This is a genomic window from Actinacidiphila alni (assembly GCF_900112845.1).
Classification (GTDB): Bacteria; Actinomycetota; Actinomycetes; order Streptomycetales; family Streptomycetaceae; genus Actinacidiphila; species Actinacidiphila alni.
Genome location: NZ_FONG01000016.1, coordinates 109,745 through 124,705 on the forward strand (window position 1 = coordinate 109,745; position 14,961 = coordinate 124,705).

14 protein-coding genes and 2 tRNA genes are annotated in these 14,961 nt (G+C 71.1%); 12 read left to right on the forward strand and 4 right to left on the reverse strand.

The window, feature by feature from the left end:
• Positions 1 to 251: 251 nt before the first annotated feature.
• The gene (gene pepN / locus BM076_RS24490; RefSeq protein ID WP_093715854.1) at positions 252 to 2,852 is read right to left on the reverse strand and encodes an aminopeptidase N; all 2,601 of its coding nucleotides are present in this window, start codon (positions 2,850 to 2,852) and stop codon (positions 252 to 254) included.
• Positions 2,853 to 3,159: 307 nt separating this feature from the next.
• Between pepN and BM076_RS24495 the strand changes: the two genes are divergently transcribed.
• The 5 genes from BM076_RS24495 (at position 3,160) to BM076_RS24515 (ending at position 6,710) form a co-directional block, all read left to right on the forward strand.
• Positions 3,160 to 3,819, forward strand: coding sequence for a DsbA family oxidoreductase (locus BM076_RS24495; protein WP_245796297.1), 660 nt, complete (start codon positions 3,160 to 3,162; stop codon positions 3,817 to 3,819).
• A 56-nt stretch (positions 3,820 to 3,875) separates the two neighbouring features.
• A complete protein-coding gene (locus BM076_RS24500; RefSeq protein ID WP_093715855.1) occupies positions 3,876 to 4,265 on the forward strand; it encodes a VOC family protein in 390 nt (129 codons plus the stop codon).
• Positions 4,266 to 4,510: 245 nt separating this feature from the next.
• Entirely contained in the window at positions 4,511 to 5,101 is a 591-nt protein-coding gene (locus tag BM076_RS24505; RefSeq protein ID WP_093715856.1) for a biotin transporter BioY, read from the forward strand.
• 289 nt (positions 5,102 to 5,390) lie between these two features.
• The gene (locus BM076_RS24510; protein WP_093715857.1) at positions 5,391 to 5,882 is read left to right on the forward strand and encodes a ribose-5-phosphate isomerase; all 492 of its coding nucleotides are present in this window, start codon (positions 5,391 to 5,393) and stop codon (positions 5,880 to 5,882) included.
• 9 nt (positions 5,883 to 5,891) lie between these two features.
• A complete protein-coding gene (locus tag BM076_RS24515; RefSeq protein ID WP_093715858.1) occupies positions 5,892 to 6,710 on the forward strand; it encodes an Fpg/Nei family DNA glycosylase in 819 nt (272 codons plus the stop codon).
• Between the two features lie 16 nt (positions 6,711 to 6,726).
• On the opposite strand, the gene BM076_RS24520 is transcribed toward BM076_RS24515, so the two are convergent.
• Positions 6,727 to 7,956, reverse strand: a complete 1,230-nt coding sequence (locus BM076_RS24520; protein WP_093715859.1) for a GNAT family N-acetyltransferase — start codon at positions 7,954 to 7,956, stop codon at positions 6,727 to 6,729.
• Between the two features lie 117 nt (positions 7,957 to 8,073).
• Between BM076_RS24520 and BM076_RS24525 the strand changes: the two genes are divergently transcribed.
• A complete protein-coding gene (locus tag BM076_RS24525; RefSeq protein WP_093715860.1) occupies positions 8,074 to 9,219 on the forward strand; it encodes a PP2C family protein-serine/threonine phosphatase in 1,146 nt (381 codons plus the stop codon).
• A 158-nt stretch (positions 9,220 to 9,377) separates the two neighbouring features.
• A complete protein-coding gene (locus tag BM076_RS24530) occupies positions 9,378 to 9,572 on the forward strand; it encodes a hypothetical protein (RefSeq protein ID WP_093715861.1) in 195 nt (64 codons plus the stop codon).
• Here the strand turns inward: BM076_RS24530 and BM076_RS24535 are convergent.
• Complete coding sequence (locus BM076_RS24535; RefSeq protein ID WP_093715862.1) at positions 9,537 to 10,613, reverse strand: asparaginase; 1,077 nt, start codon at positions 10,611 to 10,613, stop codon at positions 9,537 to 9,539. The genes BM076_RS24530 and BM076_RS24535 overlap by 36 nt on opposite strands.
• 155 nt (positions 10,614 to 10,768) lie before the next feature.
• Between BM076_RS24535 and BM076_RS24540 the strand changes: the two genes are divergently transcribed.
• Positions 10,769 to 11,221: an Lrp/AsnC family transcriptional regulator gene (locus tag BM076_RS24540; protein ID WP_093715863.1), complete on the forward strand. Its 453-nt coding sequence runs from the start codon at positions 10,769 to 10,771 to the stop codon at positions 11,219 to 11,221.
• A gap of 77 nt (positions 11,222 to 11,298) precedes the next feature.
• Here BM076_RS24540 and BM076_RS24545 read toward each other — a convergent pair.
• Positions 11,299 to 11,372: transfer RNA gene (locus BM076_RS24545), tRNA-Gly, on the reverse strand.
• Positions 11,373 to 11,492: 120 nt separating this feature from the next.
• Here BM076_RS24545 and BM076_RS24550 point away from each other — a divergent pair.
• The 4 genes from BM076_RS24550 to BM076_RS24565 all read left to right on the forward strand — a co-directional run bounded on the left by BM076_RS24550 (position 11,493) and on the right by BM076_RS24565 (position 14,900).
• Positions 11,493 to 11,569: transfer RNA gene (locus tag BM076_RS24550), tRNA-Pro, on the forward strand.
• Between the two features lie 203 nt (positions 11,570 to 11,772).
• Complete coding sequence (gene tig, locus BM076_RS24555) at positions 11,773 to 13,152, forward strand: trigger factor (RefSeq protein ID WP_093715864.1); 1,380 nt, start codon at positions 11,773 to 11,775, stop codon at positions 13,150 to 13,152.
• Positions 13,153 to 13,508: 356 nt separating this feature from the next.
• Positions 13,509 to 14,111 carry an ATP-dependent Clp protease proteolytic subunit gene (locus tag BM076_RS24560; RefSeq protein WP_093715865.1) on the forward strand — a complete coding sequence of 201 codons (603 nt, stop codon included), beginning with the start codon at positions 13,509 to 13,511 and terminating at the stop codon, positions 14,109 to 14,111.
• 114 nt (positions 14,112 to 14,225) lie between these two features.
• Complete coding sequence (locus BM076_RS24565; protein WP_093715923.1) at positions 14,226 to 14,900, forward strand: ATP-dependent Clp protease proteolytic subunit; 675 nt, start codon at positions 14,226 to 14,228, stop codon at positions 14,898 to 14,900.
• The last annotated feature ends 61 nt before the right edge of the window (positions 14,901 to 14,961 follow it).

The following is a 14,961-nucleotide window of genomic DNA, read 5'->3' on the forward strand; positions in this document are numbered from 1 at the left end:
CCAGCGGGGCAGACGCTGTTTGTTTTGCGACCACCGGGCCGGTGGGGGCTGGTCGCGCAGTTCCCCGCGCCCCTAAAAACATGACTCCCGCACTCCGCAGGAGAACAGGCACCCCCGACAGGAGATCACGCACCGCCCTCCGCAGGAGATCAGGCACCGCCCCCGGAGGGGAAACCGCACTCCGCAGGAGACCTCAGGCACCCGCCCCGGAGGGGCACCCTTCTTCTGGGGAGAAGGGTGCCCTTTTTCCGTTAGCTCCCCGCAGGGGCATCGCACTGTTGGGCGCGCAAGGCGCGCGCCAGGTCGTCGCGGCATTCGAGGACGAGCCGGCGAAGAGCGGGAGCGGCGCCGGCGCGGGCGGCGAGCCAGGCGTCGGCGGCGGCCAGGGCGTCGGCACCGCCGTGCCGGGGGAAGAGCCCGCGGACGACGGCCATGCCGATCTCGATGGAGCGCTCGCCCCAGACCCGCTCAAGAGCGGCGAAGTACGGCTCGGTGTAGGGAGCGGTCAGCTCCCGCTGGCCCGCCTGCGCGAAGCCGGCGATGGTCGCCTCGACAAGAGCGTTGGACAGCCGGTCGGAGTCCACGACATCGGCCCAGGCGGCGGCCTTGACCTGCGCGGACGGCCGGGCCGCGAGACAGCGCACCTCGTGCCGGTGCCCGGAGGCGGTGTCGTCGCGGGACCGCTCGGCGGCGACGGCGGAAGCGTCGGCCGCGCCCTCGGCGATGAGCGTCTCCAGGAAGGTCCAGCGCAGCTCCTGGTCCACGTCGAGCCCGTCGATCTTCGCGGAGCCGTCCAACAGGCCGTGCAGCAACTGGAAGTCGGACGCCGTGGAGGCGACGTTGGCGAAGAAGCGCGCCCAGGCGAGCTGGTGACCGCTGCCCGGCTCGGCCTGCCGCAGCTCGCGCAGCGCGCCCTCGGCCAGCGACCGCGCGGCCTCCTCGCGGTGGTCCGGCGCCACGTAGTGGGTGAGCGCGGACCGCGCCTGGAGGTGCAGCGACTGGAGGACGCCGATGTCGGACTCCGAGCCCGCGAAGCGCAGCACGAGGCCGAGGTAGTCGCGGGCGGGCATCAGCCCGTCGCGGGTCAGGTTCCACACCGCCGACCAGGCCAGCGCCCGCGCCAACGGGTCGGTGAGGTCACCGAGATGGCCGCGCAGCGTCTCCAGCGACACCTCGTCGAAACGGATCTTGCAGTACGTCAGGTCGTCGTCGTTGACCAGCACCAGCTCCGGGCGCTCCTGGCCGGCGAGCCCGTCGACCACGGTCACCGGACCCGCCACGTCCGTCTCGACCCGCGCGTACCGCTCCAGCGCGCCGGCCGGAAGACGCCGGTAGAGGCCCACCGCGACGCGGTGCGGGCGCAGTTCGGGGTGCGACTCGGCGGCGGTCTGGAGCACCGACAGCTCGGTGATCCGGCCGTCCGCGCCGTAGACGACCTGCGGGGTCAGCGAGTTGACGCCCGCCGTCTCCAGCCAGGACCGCGACCAGCCCGCCATGTCGCGGCCCGAGGTCTCGGCGAGCACCGCCAGCAGGTCGGCGAGCGTGGTGTTGCCGTACGCGTGCCGTTTGAAGTAGCGCCGCGCCGCCTCCAGGAAGGCGTCCCGCCCTACGTACGCGACCAGTTGCTTGAGCACCGAGGCGCCCTTGGAGTACGTGATGCCGTCGAAGTTGAGCTTGGCGTCCTGGAGGTCGCGGATGTCGGCCACCACCGGGTGCGTGGACGGCAGTTGGTCGGCCCGGTACGCCCACGCCTTGCGCCGGTTGGCGAAGGTGATCCACCCGGCGTCGTACTGCGTCGCCTCGACCATCGCGAAGGCGCCCATGAAGTCCGCGAAGGACTCCTTCAGCCACAGGTCGTCCCACCAGCGCATGGTGACCAGGTCGCCGAACCACATGTGCGCCATCTCGTGCAGGATCACATTGGCCCGGCCCTCGTACGACGCGCGGGTGACCTTGCCGCGGAAGACGTACTCCTCCCGGAAGGTGACGCAGCCCGGGTTCTCCATCGCGCCGATGTTGTACTCCGGCACGAACGCCTGGTCGTACTTCCCGAAGGGGTACGGGTAGTCGAAGTTGTCGTGGAAGAAGTCCAGGCCCTGCTTGGTGACCGTGAAGATCTCGTCCGCGTCGAAGTGCCGCGCAAGCGACTTGCGGCACAGCGCGCTCAGCGGCACGTCCAGCACCGCGCGGTCGGCGAAGGACCGCGAGTAGTGGTCGTGCTCGACGTGGTAGGGGCCCGCCACGACCGCCGTGATGTATGTGGAGATCGGCTGCGTCGGCAGGAAGCGGGACACCGCCCCCTCACCGTCCCCTGCGGGTGACGGCTCACCGTCGCGCTCGCTGTTGCTCAGCACCGTCCAGCCCAGGGGAGCGTTCACCTGGAAGGTGAACGGCGCCTTCAGATCGGGCTGTTCGAAGTTGGCGAACACCCGGCGCGCGTCGGCCGGCTCGTACTGCGTGTAGAGGTAGACCTCGCCGTCCTCCGGGTCCTCGAAGCGGTGCAGCCCCTCGCCGGTCCTGCTGTACGCGCAGCGCGCGTCGACCACCAGGGTGTTGCGCTCGGCCAGGCCGTCCAGCGCGATCCGGGTGCCGTCGAAGACCTTCGCCGGGTCCAGCTCCCGGCCGTTCAGCCGCACCGAGATCACCTCGGGCGCGAGCAGGTCCGCGAAGGACGAGGCGCCGGGCCGCGAGCACCGGAAGTCGATCACCGTCGTGGAGCGGAAGGTGCGCTCGCCGTCCGCGTCGTCCGGCGCCACCGCCGACCGTACGTCGAGCGCCACGTCGTACCGCTCGACGGACAGGATCGCGGCCCGCTCGCGGGCCTCCTCACGGCTCAGGTTCTCGCCGGGCACGGGCGACTCCTTCGGGTGTGGGCACGGGCCCCGCGGGCCCATGGGTCTCATGGGTGCTGTCTGATGACGTGCGGTGATTTTCGGGGGTTTCCCGGGCGGTCACGGCGTTTGGCATCCTCCCACGGGGTGCGGCGGGCGGCAGCGGGGGAGCGCGCGGGCGCCGCCGGGGGAGGGGACCGGGGCCGCGGGGGAATGCCGCCGTGCGGGCCGCGCGTTGTGCGTCACGGAGGACTCATGCCCCCGTGAGCCCGAAATCCCCGGTGCCGGACGGCGACGGCCGCCGCACCATCCGTTCGAGGAGTACGCAGTGACCGCGACCGTCCCCGAGACCGATGCCGGCACCACCAGGACCCCCGCCGACTTCTGGTTCGACCCGCTGTGCCCGTGGGCGTGGATGACCTCCCGCTGGATGCTGGAGGTCGAGAAGGTGCGCCCCGTCGACGTGCGCTGGCACGCCATGAGCCTGGCCGTGCTCAACGAGGACAAGCTCGACACGCTGCCCGAGGAGTACGCGACCTTCCTTCGGGACGCCTGGGGCCCGATCCGCGTCGTCGTCGCCGCCCAGCAGAAGCACGGCGAGGAGTACGTCGGCCGGCTCTACACCGCGCTCGGCACCCGCTTCCACAACCAGGGCCTGCCCAGGACGCGCGAGACGGTCGTCGCCGCCCTCGAAGAGGTCGGCCTGCCCGCGGACCTCGCCGACTACGCCGACTCCGACGCGTACGACACCGAACTGCGCGCCTCCCACAAGGAGGGCATCGACAAGGTCGGCCAGGAGGTCGGCACCCCCGTCATCGCCGTCCCCGGCGACGACGGCGAGCAGATCGCCTTCTTCGGCCCCGTCGTCACTCCCACCCCGCGCGGCGCCGACGCCGCCAAGCTGTGGGACGGCACACTGATGGTCGCCTCGATCCCGGGTTTCTACGAGATCAAGCGCACCCGTACCCAGGGCCCCATCTTCGACTGAGCCCGACCTTCGACCGAGCCCGACCTTCGACCTTCGACGGAGAGAGCACCGGACCGATGCCCCATCTCGGCCTGGTGGCCGTCGTCGTCCGCGAGTACGACGAGGCCATCGACTTCTACACCCGCGCGCTCGGCTTCGAGCTGCGCGAGGACACCCCGCGCGGGGACGGCAGCCGCTGGGTCGTGGTCGCGCCCCGCGGCGCCGGTGAGACGGCGCTGCTGCTGGCCCGCGCGTCCGGCCCCGCCCAGGCGGACCGGATCGGTGACCAGACCGGCGGCCGCGTCGGCCTCTTCCTCACCACCGACGACTTCGACGGCGACTACAAGCGGATGGTCGCCGCCGGGGTCGTCTTCGAGGAGGAGCCGCGCTACGAGCCGTACGGCGCGGTCGTGGTCTTCCAGGACCTCTACGGCAACCGCTGGGACCTGATCGAACCCAACAAGTAGGGCGCGTCCCTACGGCGGCCGGGGCGGATCCGTACGGGTCCGCCCCGATCGCCGTCACGGACGTGAGATGGCTCACGCGACCTGCTGAAACTCCCCGGGCCCGCGGCGTCCTCGGGTAGCTTGACGCTGCACGGAAGTCTCCAACCGGTCGCTCGCGGTGTTGTGCGCTTCCTACGATGATCATGCTCGACCGCTGCGCTAGCGTCACGGTGTCCCCGACCGAACTCACCCCTCGCGGAGTACCGATGAGCACCGCTGCTGCTGGTTCTGCTGCCGGCTTCAAGGCCCCCGGAACCGTCCTGGCCGATCTGCTGCCCGCCTCCCGGGCCCGCGACATCGCGCTCGTCGTCGGCGGCGCCGTGCTCACCGGGCTCGCCGCCCAGCTCTCCGTTCCGGTGCACGGCTCGCCCGTCCCGGTGACCGGGCAGACCTTCGCCGCTCTTCTCGTGGGTACCTCGCTCGGGGCGCGGCGCGGCTTCGCCTCGCTCGCCCTCTACGCCGCCGCCGGCGTCGCGGGCCTGCCCTGGTTCTCCGAGGGGGCCTCCGGCTGGTCCATGCCGAGCTTCGGGTACATCCTCGGGATGATCGTGGCCGCCACGATGGTCGGTGCTCTTGCGCGGCGCGGCGGTGACCGTACCGTGCTCCGCACGGCCGGTGTCATGGTCCTCGGCTCGGCCGCGATCTACGCCGTGGGCGTGCCCTACCTCGCCGCCTCCGCCCACCTCTCGGCCTCCCAGGCCGTCTCCCTCGGCCTTCGCCCCTACCTTCTCGGCGACGCTCTCAAGTCCATCCTCGCGATGGCCCTCCTTCCCGCGGCCTGGCGCCTCACCCGCTGACCCCCCTCCCGAGGGGCAAGCCCCTCGTACCCGCACCTCTGCGGAGGAGGATGCCTGATCTCCTGCGGAGTGCGGTTCGTTAGGGGCGCGGGGAACTGCGCGGCCCGCCCCCACCGGGCCGGTGGTCGCAAAACAACAGCGTCTGCCCCGCTGGGGGCGGTTTTTCGCCTGAAGGCGCGCGTGGCCTGAGCGCGCAGTTCCCCGCGCCCCTAAAGGGGCACCCCCTACCGCCCGCGCGCCGAAGCGCACCCGGCGTGAGTGCGGCTACCCCAAGTGGGAGACTTGCCGCATGCGCGTATATCTCGGCTCCGACCACGCCGGCTTCGACCTCAAGAACCACCTCGTGGAGTGGCTGTCCGCCCACGGGCACGAGCCCGTGGACTGCGGTCCGCACATCTACGACGCGGTGGACGACTACCCGCCGTTCTGCCTGCGCGCGGCCGAGCGCACCGCCGCCGACCCGGGCACCCTGGGAATCGTGATCGGCGGCTCGGGCAACGGCGAGCAGATCGCGGCGAACAAGGTGAAGGGCGTGCGCGCGGCGCTGGCGTGGAGCGAGCAGACGGCGGCGCTGGCCCGGGAGCACAACGACGCCAATGTGCTGAGCGTGGGCGGCCGGATGCACACCGAGGAGGAGGCCACGAAATTCGTGGAGATCTTCCTGAGCACCCCGTACTCGCAGGAGGAGCGCCACCAGCGCCGTATCGACATGCTGACGGCGTACGAGGCGACCGGCGACCTTCCGCCGCTGCCCGCCGGGCACCCGGACGCGCGGGGCTGACGTACGACGATGCCGGAAGGGCACACGATCCACCGGCTGGCCGCCGACCACCGGGACCGGTTCGGCGGCCGGACGGTCCGCGCGAGCAGCCCGCAGGGCAAGTTCTCCGACAGCGCCGCGCTGCTGGACCGCCAGGTCATGACGGGCACCGAGGCGCACGGCAAGCACCTTTTCCTCGGCTTCGGTGCCACCGGATGGGTGCACGTCCACCTCGGCCTGATCGGCAAGGTCACCTTCGGCGACGGCAAGGCGCCGCCCGCGACCGGGACCGTACGGCTGCGGCTGGCCAACGGCGCGCACTGGGCGGACCTGCGCGGCCCGGCGGCGTGCGAGCTGATCACGGAGCCGGAGAAGCGGGCGATACACGACCGGCTCGGCCCTGACCCGCTGCGGCCGGACGACGGCCCGGACGCGGTGTGGCGGCGGCTGTCCCGCTCCCGGATCAGCGTCGCGGCGCTGCTGATGGACCAGAAGGTGATCGCGGGCGTCGGCAACGTCTACCGCGCGGAGGTGCTGTTCCGGCACGGCGTCGACCCGTTCCTGCCGGGGCGCGAACTGCCGCGCGAAACCTGGGACGCGATGTGGTCCGATCTGGTGACGCTGATGCGCGAGGGCGTGCGGACCAACCGGATCGACACCGTGCGACCCGAGCACGAGCCGGAGGCGATGGGCCGCCCGCCGCGCAAGGACGACCACGGCGGCGAGGTGTACGTCTACCGCCGCACCGGTCAGCCCTGTCTGGTGTGCGGCGGCGAGATCCGTACGCAGCCCCTCGCGGCCCGCAATCTCTTCTGGTGCCCGGTCTGCCAGCCCGGGCACCACGGCTGAGGCCGTACCGGAGGAATCAGAAGCCGTGCGGCAGCCACGGCTGCACATCACCGGCGAAGGCGGTGGACGCCTCGGCCAGCGCGCCCGGCCGTGCGTCCCGCACCAGCCCGGCTGCGGCCTGTGCCCGCAGCGTCGAGCCGCCCAGATAGGCCGCGCCCAACTCCTTGACCGACAGCGCCAGATCGGCCGGATCGGTGGTCCGCGCGCAGGTCGCGCCCTTGGCGTCGCCGGACAGCCGCCAACGCCCGGCGTTCCAGGGGCAGAAGGCGTCCTCGACCTCGAACACCACGTCCACCGGGGCGGTGTACGTGCGCGCTTCGAGCGCCTCGCCGAGGTCCACCAGCCGGACGTGCAGGCTGTCGCGGAAGCTCAGCCGGCAGCGGCGCACGTCGGAGAACAGGTGCAGCAGCGGGTCGTCGACCGGCTTGTTCCAGAAGGAGATCCGCGAGGAGAGGTCGATGGAGGTGAGATAGCGCCACAGCGCCGCGTACGTCACCGGGTCGAGTGCGTCGATGTCGCTCAGCTTGACGATGTTGTCCGGGCCCGCGGGGCTCCAGTCCAGCTTCACCGCGTACCGCGCGTAGCCCCGTACCTCGCCGTCGACCTCGGCCAGCACGCACGTCATCGGGCTCGCGCCGTCGCGGCCGGACGGCGGGTCGAGCAGCGCCTGGCGGTCCCAGCCGGGCTGCCGGGCGAGCATGCCGGCGCGGTCCGGCACCAGCCGCGCGTAGACGGCCTCGCACGCCTCGCGGGCGGCCTCGGGCGTGACCAGCCGCAGCCGTACCGCGTCCATGCCCGGCAGTTCCCTGACGAAGGTCCTGGTGGTGTCGATGTCGCCGCGCATCTGGAGGGTGGCGGTGCCGTAGCCGAACCGGCCGTAGATCGCGGGCTCGGACGCGGTGAGGACGGCGACCGGCTCCGGGCCCTCGTGCACGTCGTCGAGCTGCCTGCGCATCATCGAGGTGAGGACGCCGCGGCGGCGGTGGGTGGGCTGGACGCTGACCATGGTCACGCCGGCGACGGGCAGCAGGGAGCCGCCGGGCAGCGTCATCCGGAACGAGAAGGCGCCCGCCGTGCCGACGATCCCACGGTCGTCCCACACCGCGAGCGACCGCTCGGTCTCGGTCAGACCGCGCCACAGCTCCCGCTCCTCGGCGTGGTCGGCGGGACCGCCGAAAGCACGCTCCAGACGGTCGTAGAACTCGTCCCAATGCTCCGGCTCAAGTACCCGCGTCTGCGTCGTCATAGGGCCTGCCTACCAGCCGCGCGGTCATCGGGCGAACGTATTTCCACCGCCCCCGCGGCAGCTCGGGGGGTATCCGGCCTCCACGGCCGGCGGATCGGTCGATAGGGTCGCCAAGACATGGCAAAGGGCGTGGCGGGCGAGGGGTTCGGGCCGCGGTGGCGCAGAGGGCTGCACCGGGCCCGGCTCGGCGTGCGCCGGGCCGGTGTCGACTACTTCCGCGGCGGCGCCTCCGACTGGGTCGGTCTCACGGTGCTGATCCTGTCGGTGCCCGCGCTGGCGTACACCACGGTGTGCGTGCCCGTCTGGTGCCCGCCGAGCGCCCTGGTGCTGCCGATCCTGCTGGGCGGCCTGCTGCTGCGCCCGTCCAGCCTGCTGCTGCTCTACGCGGCCTCCGCCGTCGCGCTGGTCGCCGAGTCCGCGGCGCTCGGCCCGTACCGGGAGGGCCCGGCGCGGGTGACGCCCGGCACGGTGCTGATCGTCACCGCGGTGGCGCTGGCCGGCCTGGTCATCGCGCAGTTCAGGGCGCGGGTCGGGGTGCCGTGGCGGGGCGGCCACACCATGCTCTTCGACCTCAGGGAACGTCTCCGGGTGCAGAGCAGGCTGCCGCGGCTGCCCGCGGGCTGGCACGCCGAGATGGCGCTGCGCCCGGCCGGCGGCCAGTCCTTCTCCGGCGACTTCGTGGTGGCCACCCGTGGTTCGGTGGGCGGCCGGACACTGGAGGCGGTGCTCACCGACGTCTCCGGCAAGGGCATGGACGCCGCCTCGCGTTCGCTGCTGCTGTCCGGTGCCTTCGGGGGCCTGCTCGGCTCGCTGCCGCCGCACAACTTCCTCACCGCCGCCAACGGTTACCTGCTGCGGCAGAACTGGGACGAGGGCTTCGCCACCTCGGTGCACCTGGTGCTGGACCTGGAGAGCGGCGACTACGAACTGCTGTCCGCGGGGCACCTCCCAGGGGTACAACTGCACGCGGGTTCCGGCCGCTGGGAGGAGAAGGCTGCGGAGGGCCCGCTGCTCGGTGTCTACGACGGCGCCGAATTCCACGGCGTCAAGGGGACGTTGCGCTCCGGCGACGTGCTGATGCTGTTCACCGACGGCCTGGTGGAGACGCCGGACAAGGACATCGCCGAGGGCATCGACCGGCTGATCGGCGAGGCGGACCGCTTCGTGGCGACCGGATTCCGGGGCGCGGCACGGCGGTTGATCGAGGCGGTCGCCAAGGACGTCAACGACGACCGGGCACTACTGATCGTGTCCAGGGACTGACCGTTCGTGGTGTGCGGGAACTGACCTACGGGAATGGGACTATGGGCCTTCGGGTCCAACTGTCGGTCCCCGGTGGCACCATGGGACCGGGCGAGGCGGGGGCGCGGCCCATGGCTCCCGGACCGGCGAGGCGTACCGTGAAGAGGAAGTGAACCGCTGTGGCCATCTCCCTGTCCGTAGTGCTGTTGCTCGCGATCATCCTGGTGGTCATGATCCGGGGGAAGTCGATCAAGGTCGGCCCCGCCATAGTCGCCGCCCTCTTCGGCTTCTTCCTCGCCTCGACGAACATGGCGCCGTCGGTCAACCGTTTCCTGACGTCACTTGCCGACACCATCAACCAGATAAAGCTCTGACGCGGGCAGCGCCTGCGGGGCCGCTTCGAGGATGTCCCGCAGGGTCGCGGCGGCGTCGGCCGCATCCGTACCGTCGGCGCCCTCGGTCCCGTCGATCCCGCTCGCGGTGACCGGCCGCGCGAGCAGCGCCGCGAGCACCGCGATCCTGGCCTGGCCCGGGCGCAGAGTGCCCGCCAGCAGGCCGCCGGCCGCCACCAGGTCCACCGCGCCGCCGCCGGTGTAGAGCGGCGCCACCGCGCCCGCCGCGACCCGCGTGCTGACCGCGACCAGCACCCCGTTCGCGGTCGCCTTCCGCACCGCCTCCGCGACCTGCGGATTCGCGTTCCCCGCGCCCGTGCCGACCACGACGACGCCGCGGGCGCCGGCGGCCAGCGAGGCCTCGAAGAGCACCGTGTCGCCGTCGCTGTGGTGGGTGAGGATGTCCACCCGCGGCGGTACGGCACCGGGCTCGGGCATCGGCAGCGGCGCCGGGCGCGGCCGGCGCCGGCCCCAGGTCACCCGGCCGAACTCGACCCGGCCCAGCGGCAGTCCGTCCGGGGCGCCGAAGGCGTGCGCGTCCACGGTGTGCTGCTTGACGGTGCCGCGGGCGGCGTAGACCTGGCCCGCGAAGACGATGACCGCGCCGATGTCGCGGCCGGTGGCCGCGGTCAGCAGCGCGTCGTAGAGGTTGCCCGCCGCGTCGCCGTCCGGCGCGTCCAGCGGCTTCTGCGCGCCGGTGAAGACCACCGGGCGGCGGTCGGCGTGGAAGAGGTCGAGGAAGAAGGCGGACTCCTCCAGGGTGTCGGTGCCGTGGGTGACCACGATGCCGTCCACCGCCGGATCGGCCAGCACGTCGTGCACGGTGTGCAGCAGCCGCAGCTGGTGGTCGGTGGTCAGCCGTGAGCTGTTGACGGTGAACAGGTCCACGACCCGTACGTCGACGCCCTCGGGCACCGCGCCCGCGGCGAGCACCTCCTGCCCGGCCGCCTCCGCCGCGTACCCGTCGCCCTGCCATCGGCTGGCGATGGTGCCCCCGGTGCTGATGACCACGACGTGTCGCACGATGATTTCGCCTCCGATGGCGCGCGTCCGGTGTCCCCACTCTTCGGGGTGACACTTACCCATTCTCCACCCGGTGCAATGATATGCGCGTAGAACTGACATATGATTGCTCGAACTCATCGGTATTCGGCCAGAGAGTGGTGGATACTGCCACGATGGACGCCATCGACAGACGAATCTTGCGCGAACTCCAGGCCGACGGCCGGCTGAGCAACCAGGAACTGGCCCAGCGGGTCGGCCTCACCCCTTCCCCGTGCCTGCGCCGGGTACGCCAGCTCGAGGACGACGGGGTGATCGAGACCTACCGCGCGGTGGTCGCCCCTGCCGCCGTCGGCCGCGGCTTCGAGGTCTTCGCCTCCGTCGAGGTCCGCCGCGACCGCGACTCCGTCGCCGCCTTCGAGGCCGAGGTCCGCTCCACCCCCGACGTCGTCGAGGCCTACCGCCTCTACGGCGCCCCCGGCTGCCTCCTGCGCATCGCCGTCGCCGACTCCGACGCCTACGAACGCTTCTGGACCGACCAGCTCATCGCCCTCCCGGGCGTCAGCGACGTCAACTCCCAAATGATCATGAAGCGCATCAAGTCCCCCCGCGGCGTCCCGGTCGACTGAGCGCCCCCCACGGTGGCGCAGGGCGCACGAAAAAGCCCCCGGTCGCCGGTCACAGGTGCGGACCGGGCCGGAGGCCGTGGAGCGGGCGACGGGAATCGAACCCGCGTAGCTAGTTTGGAAGACTAGGGCTCTACCATTGAGCTACGCCCGCGGGAGTGCGATGCGTCAGCGATTGTGGCACATCGGATAGTAGCCGGTCGAACCGGTGAACCGGCGGGGGAATACCGGCTGCCCGCGCGTACGGGGACATGTACTCTACGTGTCGCACCAGCGGGGTGTGGCGCAGCTTGGTAGCGCGTCCGCTTTGGGAGCGGAAGGCCGTCGGTTCGAATCCGGCCACCCCGACCAGCAGTTCCGCGGTTCCGGGGCGATCCGGCCTGCCGGGGTCGTACGGCCCGGACCGTGCGCATTGTGATACCGGTAGGATGGGCCGCTGGCGGTCGAGCACGCGGCATGCCGCGCACTGCTCGCCGGACACATCACCGGACGATCCGGACGATGCGAACGACCGGCCGCCCCCATCAACGTAAAGCCCCCAAGGAGACCCAACCGTGAAGAGCGCCGTCGAGACTCTGAACCCGACCCGGGTTCGACTCACTGTCGAGGTGCCCTTCGAGGAGCTCAAGCCCAGCCTCGACGCGGCGTACAAGAAGATCAACCAGCAGGTCACGGTGCCGGGCTTCCGCAAGGGCAAGATCCCTGCGCGCGTCATCGACCAGCGGTTCGGCCGTGGCGCGGTCCTCGAAGAGGCCATCAACGACGCGCTGCCGAAGTTCTACACGGAGGCGGTCAACGAGGGCGAGCTGAACGTGCTCGGGCAGCCCGACGTCGACATCACCGAGTTCAACGACGGCGACGAGCTGAAGTTCACCGCCGAGGTGGACATCCGCCCCGCGATCGAGATCCCGGACTACTCCGGCATCGAGGTCGTCGTGGACGCGATCGAGGTCACGGACGAGGACATCGACAAGTCCATCGAGCAGCTCCGCGACCGCTTCGCCTCGACCACCACGGTCGAGCGCGCCGCCGCCGACGGCGACGTCGTGATCGTCGACCTGGAGGCGTCGGTCGACGGCGAGGTGCTGGAGGACGGCGTCGCCAAGGGCGTCAGCTACACCATCGGTTCCGGCCAGCTGCTGGACGGCATCGACGAGGCCGTCATCGGCCTGGAGGCGGGCGGCTCCGCCACCTTCACCTCCGAGCTGAAGGGCGGCTCCGCCGCCGGCAGCTCCGCCGAGGTCAAGGTCGAGGTCTCCGACGTGCAGGCCCGTGAACTGCCCGAGCTGAACGACGACTTCGCGCAGCTCGCGAGCGAGTTCGACACCCTTGAGGAGCTGCGCGCCGACAGCCGTACGCGGCTGGAGCGGATGAAGCAGTACGACCAGGCGACCGCCGCGCAGGAGAAGGTCCTGGACGCGCTGATCGAGCTGGCCGAGGTGCCGATCCCCGAGAAGCTGCTCAAGGACGAGATCGAGACCCGTACGCACAACCTGGAGCACCACCAGTTCCCGCAGATGGGGCTGACCTGGGAGACGTACCTGGAGCGCGAGGGCAAGACGCGCGAGGAGTACGACGCCGAGCTGGAGGCCCAGGCGGTCAAGGGCATCAAGACCCAGTTCCTGCTGGACGAGCTGGTCAACAAGGAGAAGCTCTCCGTCAACCAGGAAGAGCTGACCGAGCACCTCATGCGCCGTGCGGCGACCTCCGGGATGTCCCCGGACCAGTTCGCCCAGGCCGTCGTCGAGGGCGGCCAGGTCCCGATGCTCGTCGGCGAGGTCGCCCGCGGCAAGGCCCTCGCGGTGGTCGTGGAGTCCGTCAAGGTCACCGACACCAACGGTGAGACGGTCGACCTGGAGGACGACGAGGAAGACGGCGAAGCCGTCGAGAGCGCGGACGAAACGCCCGCCGCCGAGGTTGTCGAGCAGTCCTGACCGAGCAGCGCCCCGAAGGGGCGCGGGGAACTGCGCGAGCGGCCACGATGTCGGCCGCACGTCACCACCGGCCCCGGCGGGGCAGATCGGTTGTCTTCGGACCACCGGCCCGGTGGGGGCTGGGCGCGCAGTTCCCCGCGCCCCTTTAAAAACACCCTTTCTCCCCAGCGGCAGCGACCCTGCGCTGACAGCGAACAGTTCCGCGTAGGGGATTGCTGGGCCCCACCTGCGCGTTAGGGTCCACAAGTAGGAGGGTGGGGGTACGCCGCCGAAGGTGGTCGCCCCGGCCCGGACGAAGACCCTGTGACGGCTCCACGGCCGTCCGACAACGAGCAGGTGGATACGTGACGACTCCGATGCCTTCCGCCGCCGGCGAGCCGACCCTCGGTGGCCTCGGCGACCAGGTCTACAACCGACTGCTCGGCGAGCGAATCATCTTCCTCGGCCAGGCGGTCGACGATGACATCGCCAACAAGATCACCGCCCAGCTGCTCCTGCTGGCCGCGGACCCGGACAAGGACATCTACCTCTACATCAACAGCCCCGGCGGCTCGGTGACCGCCGGCATGGCGATCTACGACACGATGCAGTTCATCAAGAACGACGTCGTCACGATCGCGATGGGCATGGCCGCCTCGATGGGCCAGTTCCTGCTGACCGCGGGCACCCCGGGCAAGCGCTTCGCACTGCCGAACACCCGCATCCTGATGCACCAGCCCTCCGCGGGCCTCGGCGGCAGCGCCACCGACATCAAGATCCAGGCCGAGCAGCTGCTGCACACCAAGCGCCGGATGGCCGAGCTGATCGCCCAGCACTCCGGGCAGACCTTCGACCAGATCACCAAGGACTCCGACCGCGACCGCTGGTTCTCCGCCGAGGAGGCCAAGGAGTACGGCCTGCTGGACGGGGTCATGCTGTCCGCCGCGGAGGTTCCGGGCGGTGGCGGCACCGGGGCCTGAGGCCACGCACAGGGCTCGGGCCCGGCACAACCGCCCGGGCCCGTGCCAGGGCCGGACCCGGCGGCCGAACTCCCAGCTTCGAGCATCATCACCAGGACGGTGGACGTGAACAGCATGAACTTCCCCGGCAGCGGCCTGTACGAGCGCACCGAGGCCGAGCGGCCCGGCGTGTTCGGCGCCGAGGCCCGCTACGTCATCCCGCGCTTCGTCGAGCGCACCTCGCAGGGTGTGCGCGAGTACGACCCGTACGCGAAGCTCTTCGAGGAGCGCGTGATCTTCCTCGGCGTGCAGATCGACGACGCGTCGGCCAACGACGTCATGGCGCAGCTGCTGTGCCTGGAGTCGATGGACCCCGACCGGGACATCTCGGTCTACATCAACAGCCCCGGCGGCTCCTTCACGGCGCTGACGGCGATCTACGACACGATGCAGTTCGTCAAGCCCGACATCCAGACGGTCTGCATGGGCCAGGCGGCGTCCGCCGCGGCCGTGCTGCTGGCCGCGGGCAGCCCCGGCAAGCGGATGGCGCTGCCGAACGCGCGGGTGCTGATCCACCAGCCGTACAGCGAGACCGGCCGCGGTCAGGTCTCCGACCTGGAGATCGCCGCCAACGAGATCATCCGGATGCGGCAGCAGCTCGAGGAGATGCTGGCCAAGCACTCCACGACGCCGATCGAGCAGATCCGCGACGACATCGAGCGCGACAAGATCCTCACCGCTGAGGAATCCCTGGCGTACGGCCTGGTGGACCAGATCGTCTCCACCCGTAAGAACGCCGTGACGGTCTGAACACAGTCGGACAACGGACCGGTCGCGTGAGCGGCCCTCCTCGGACTCCGCGCAGCGAGTA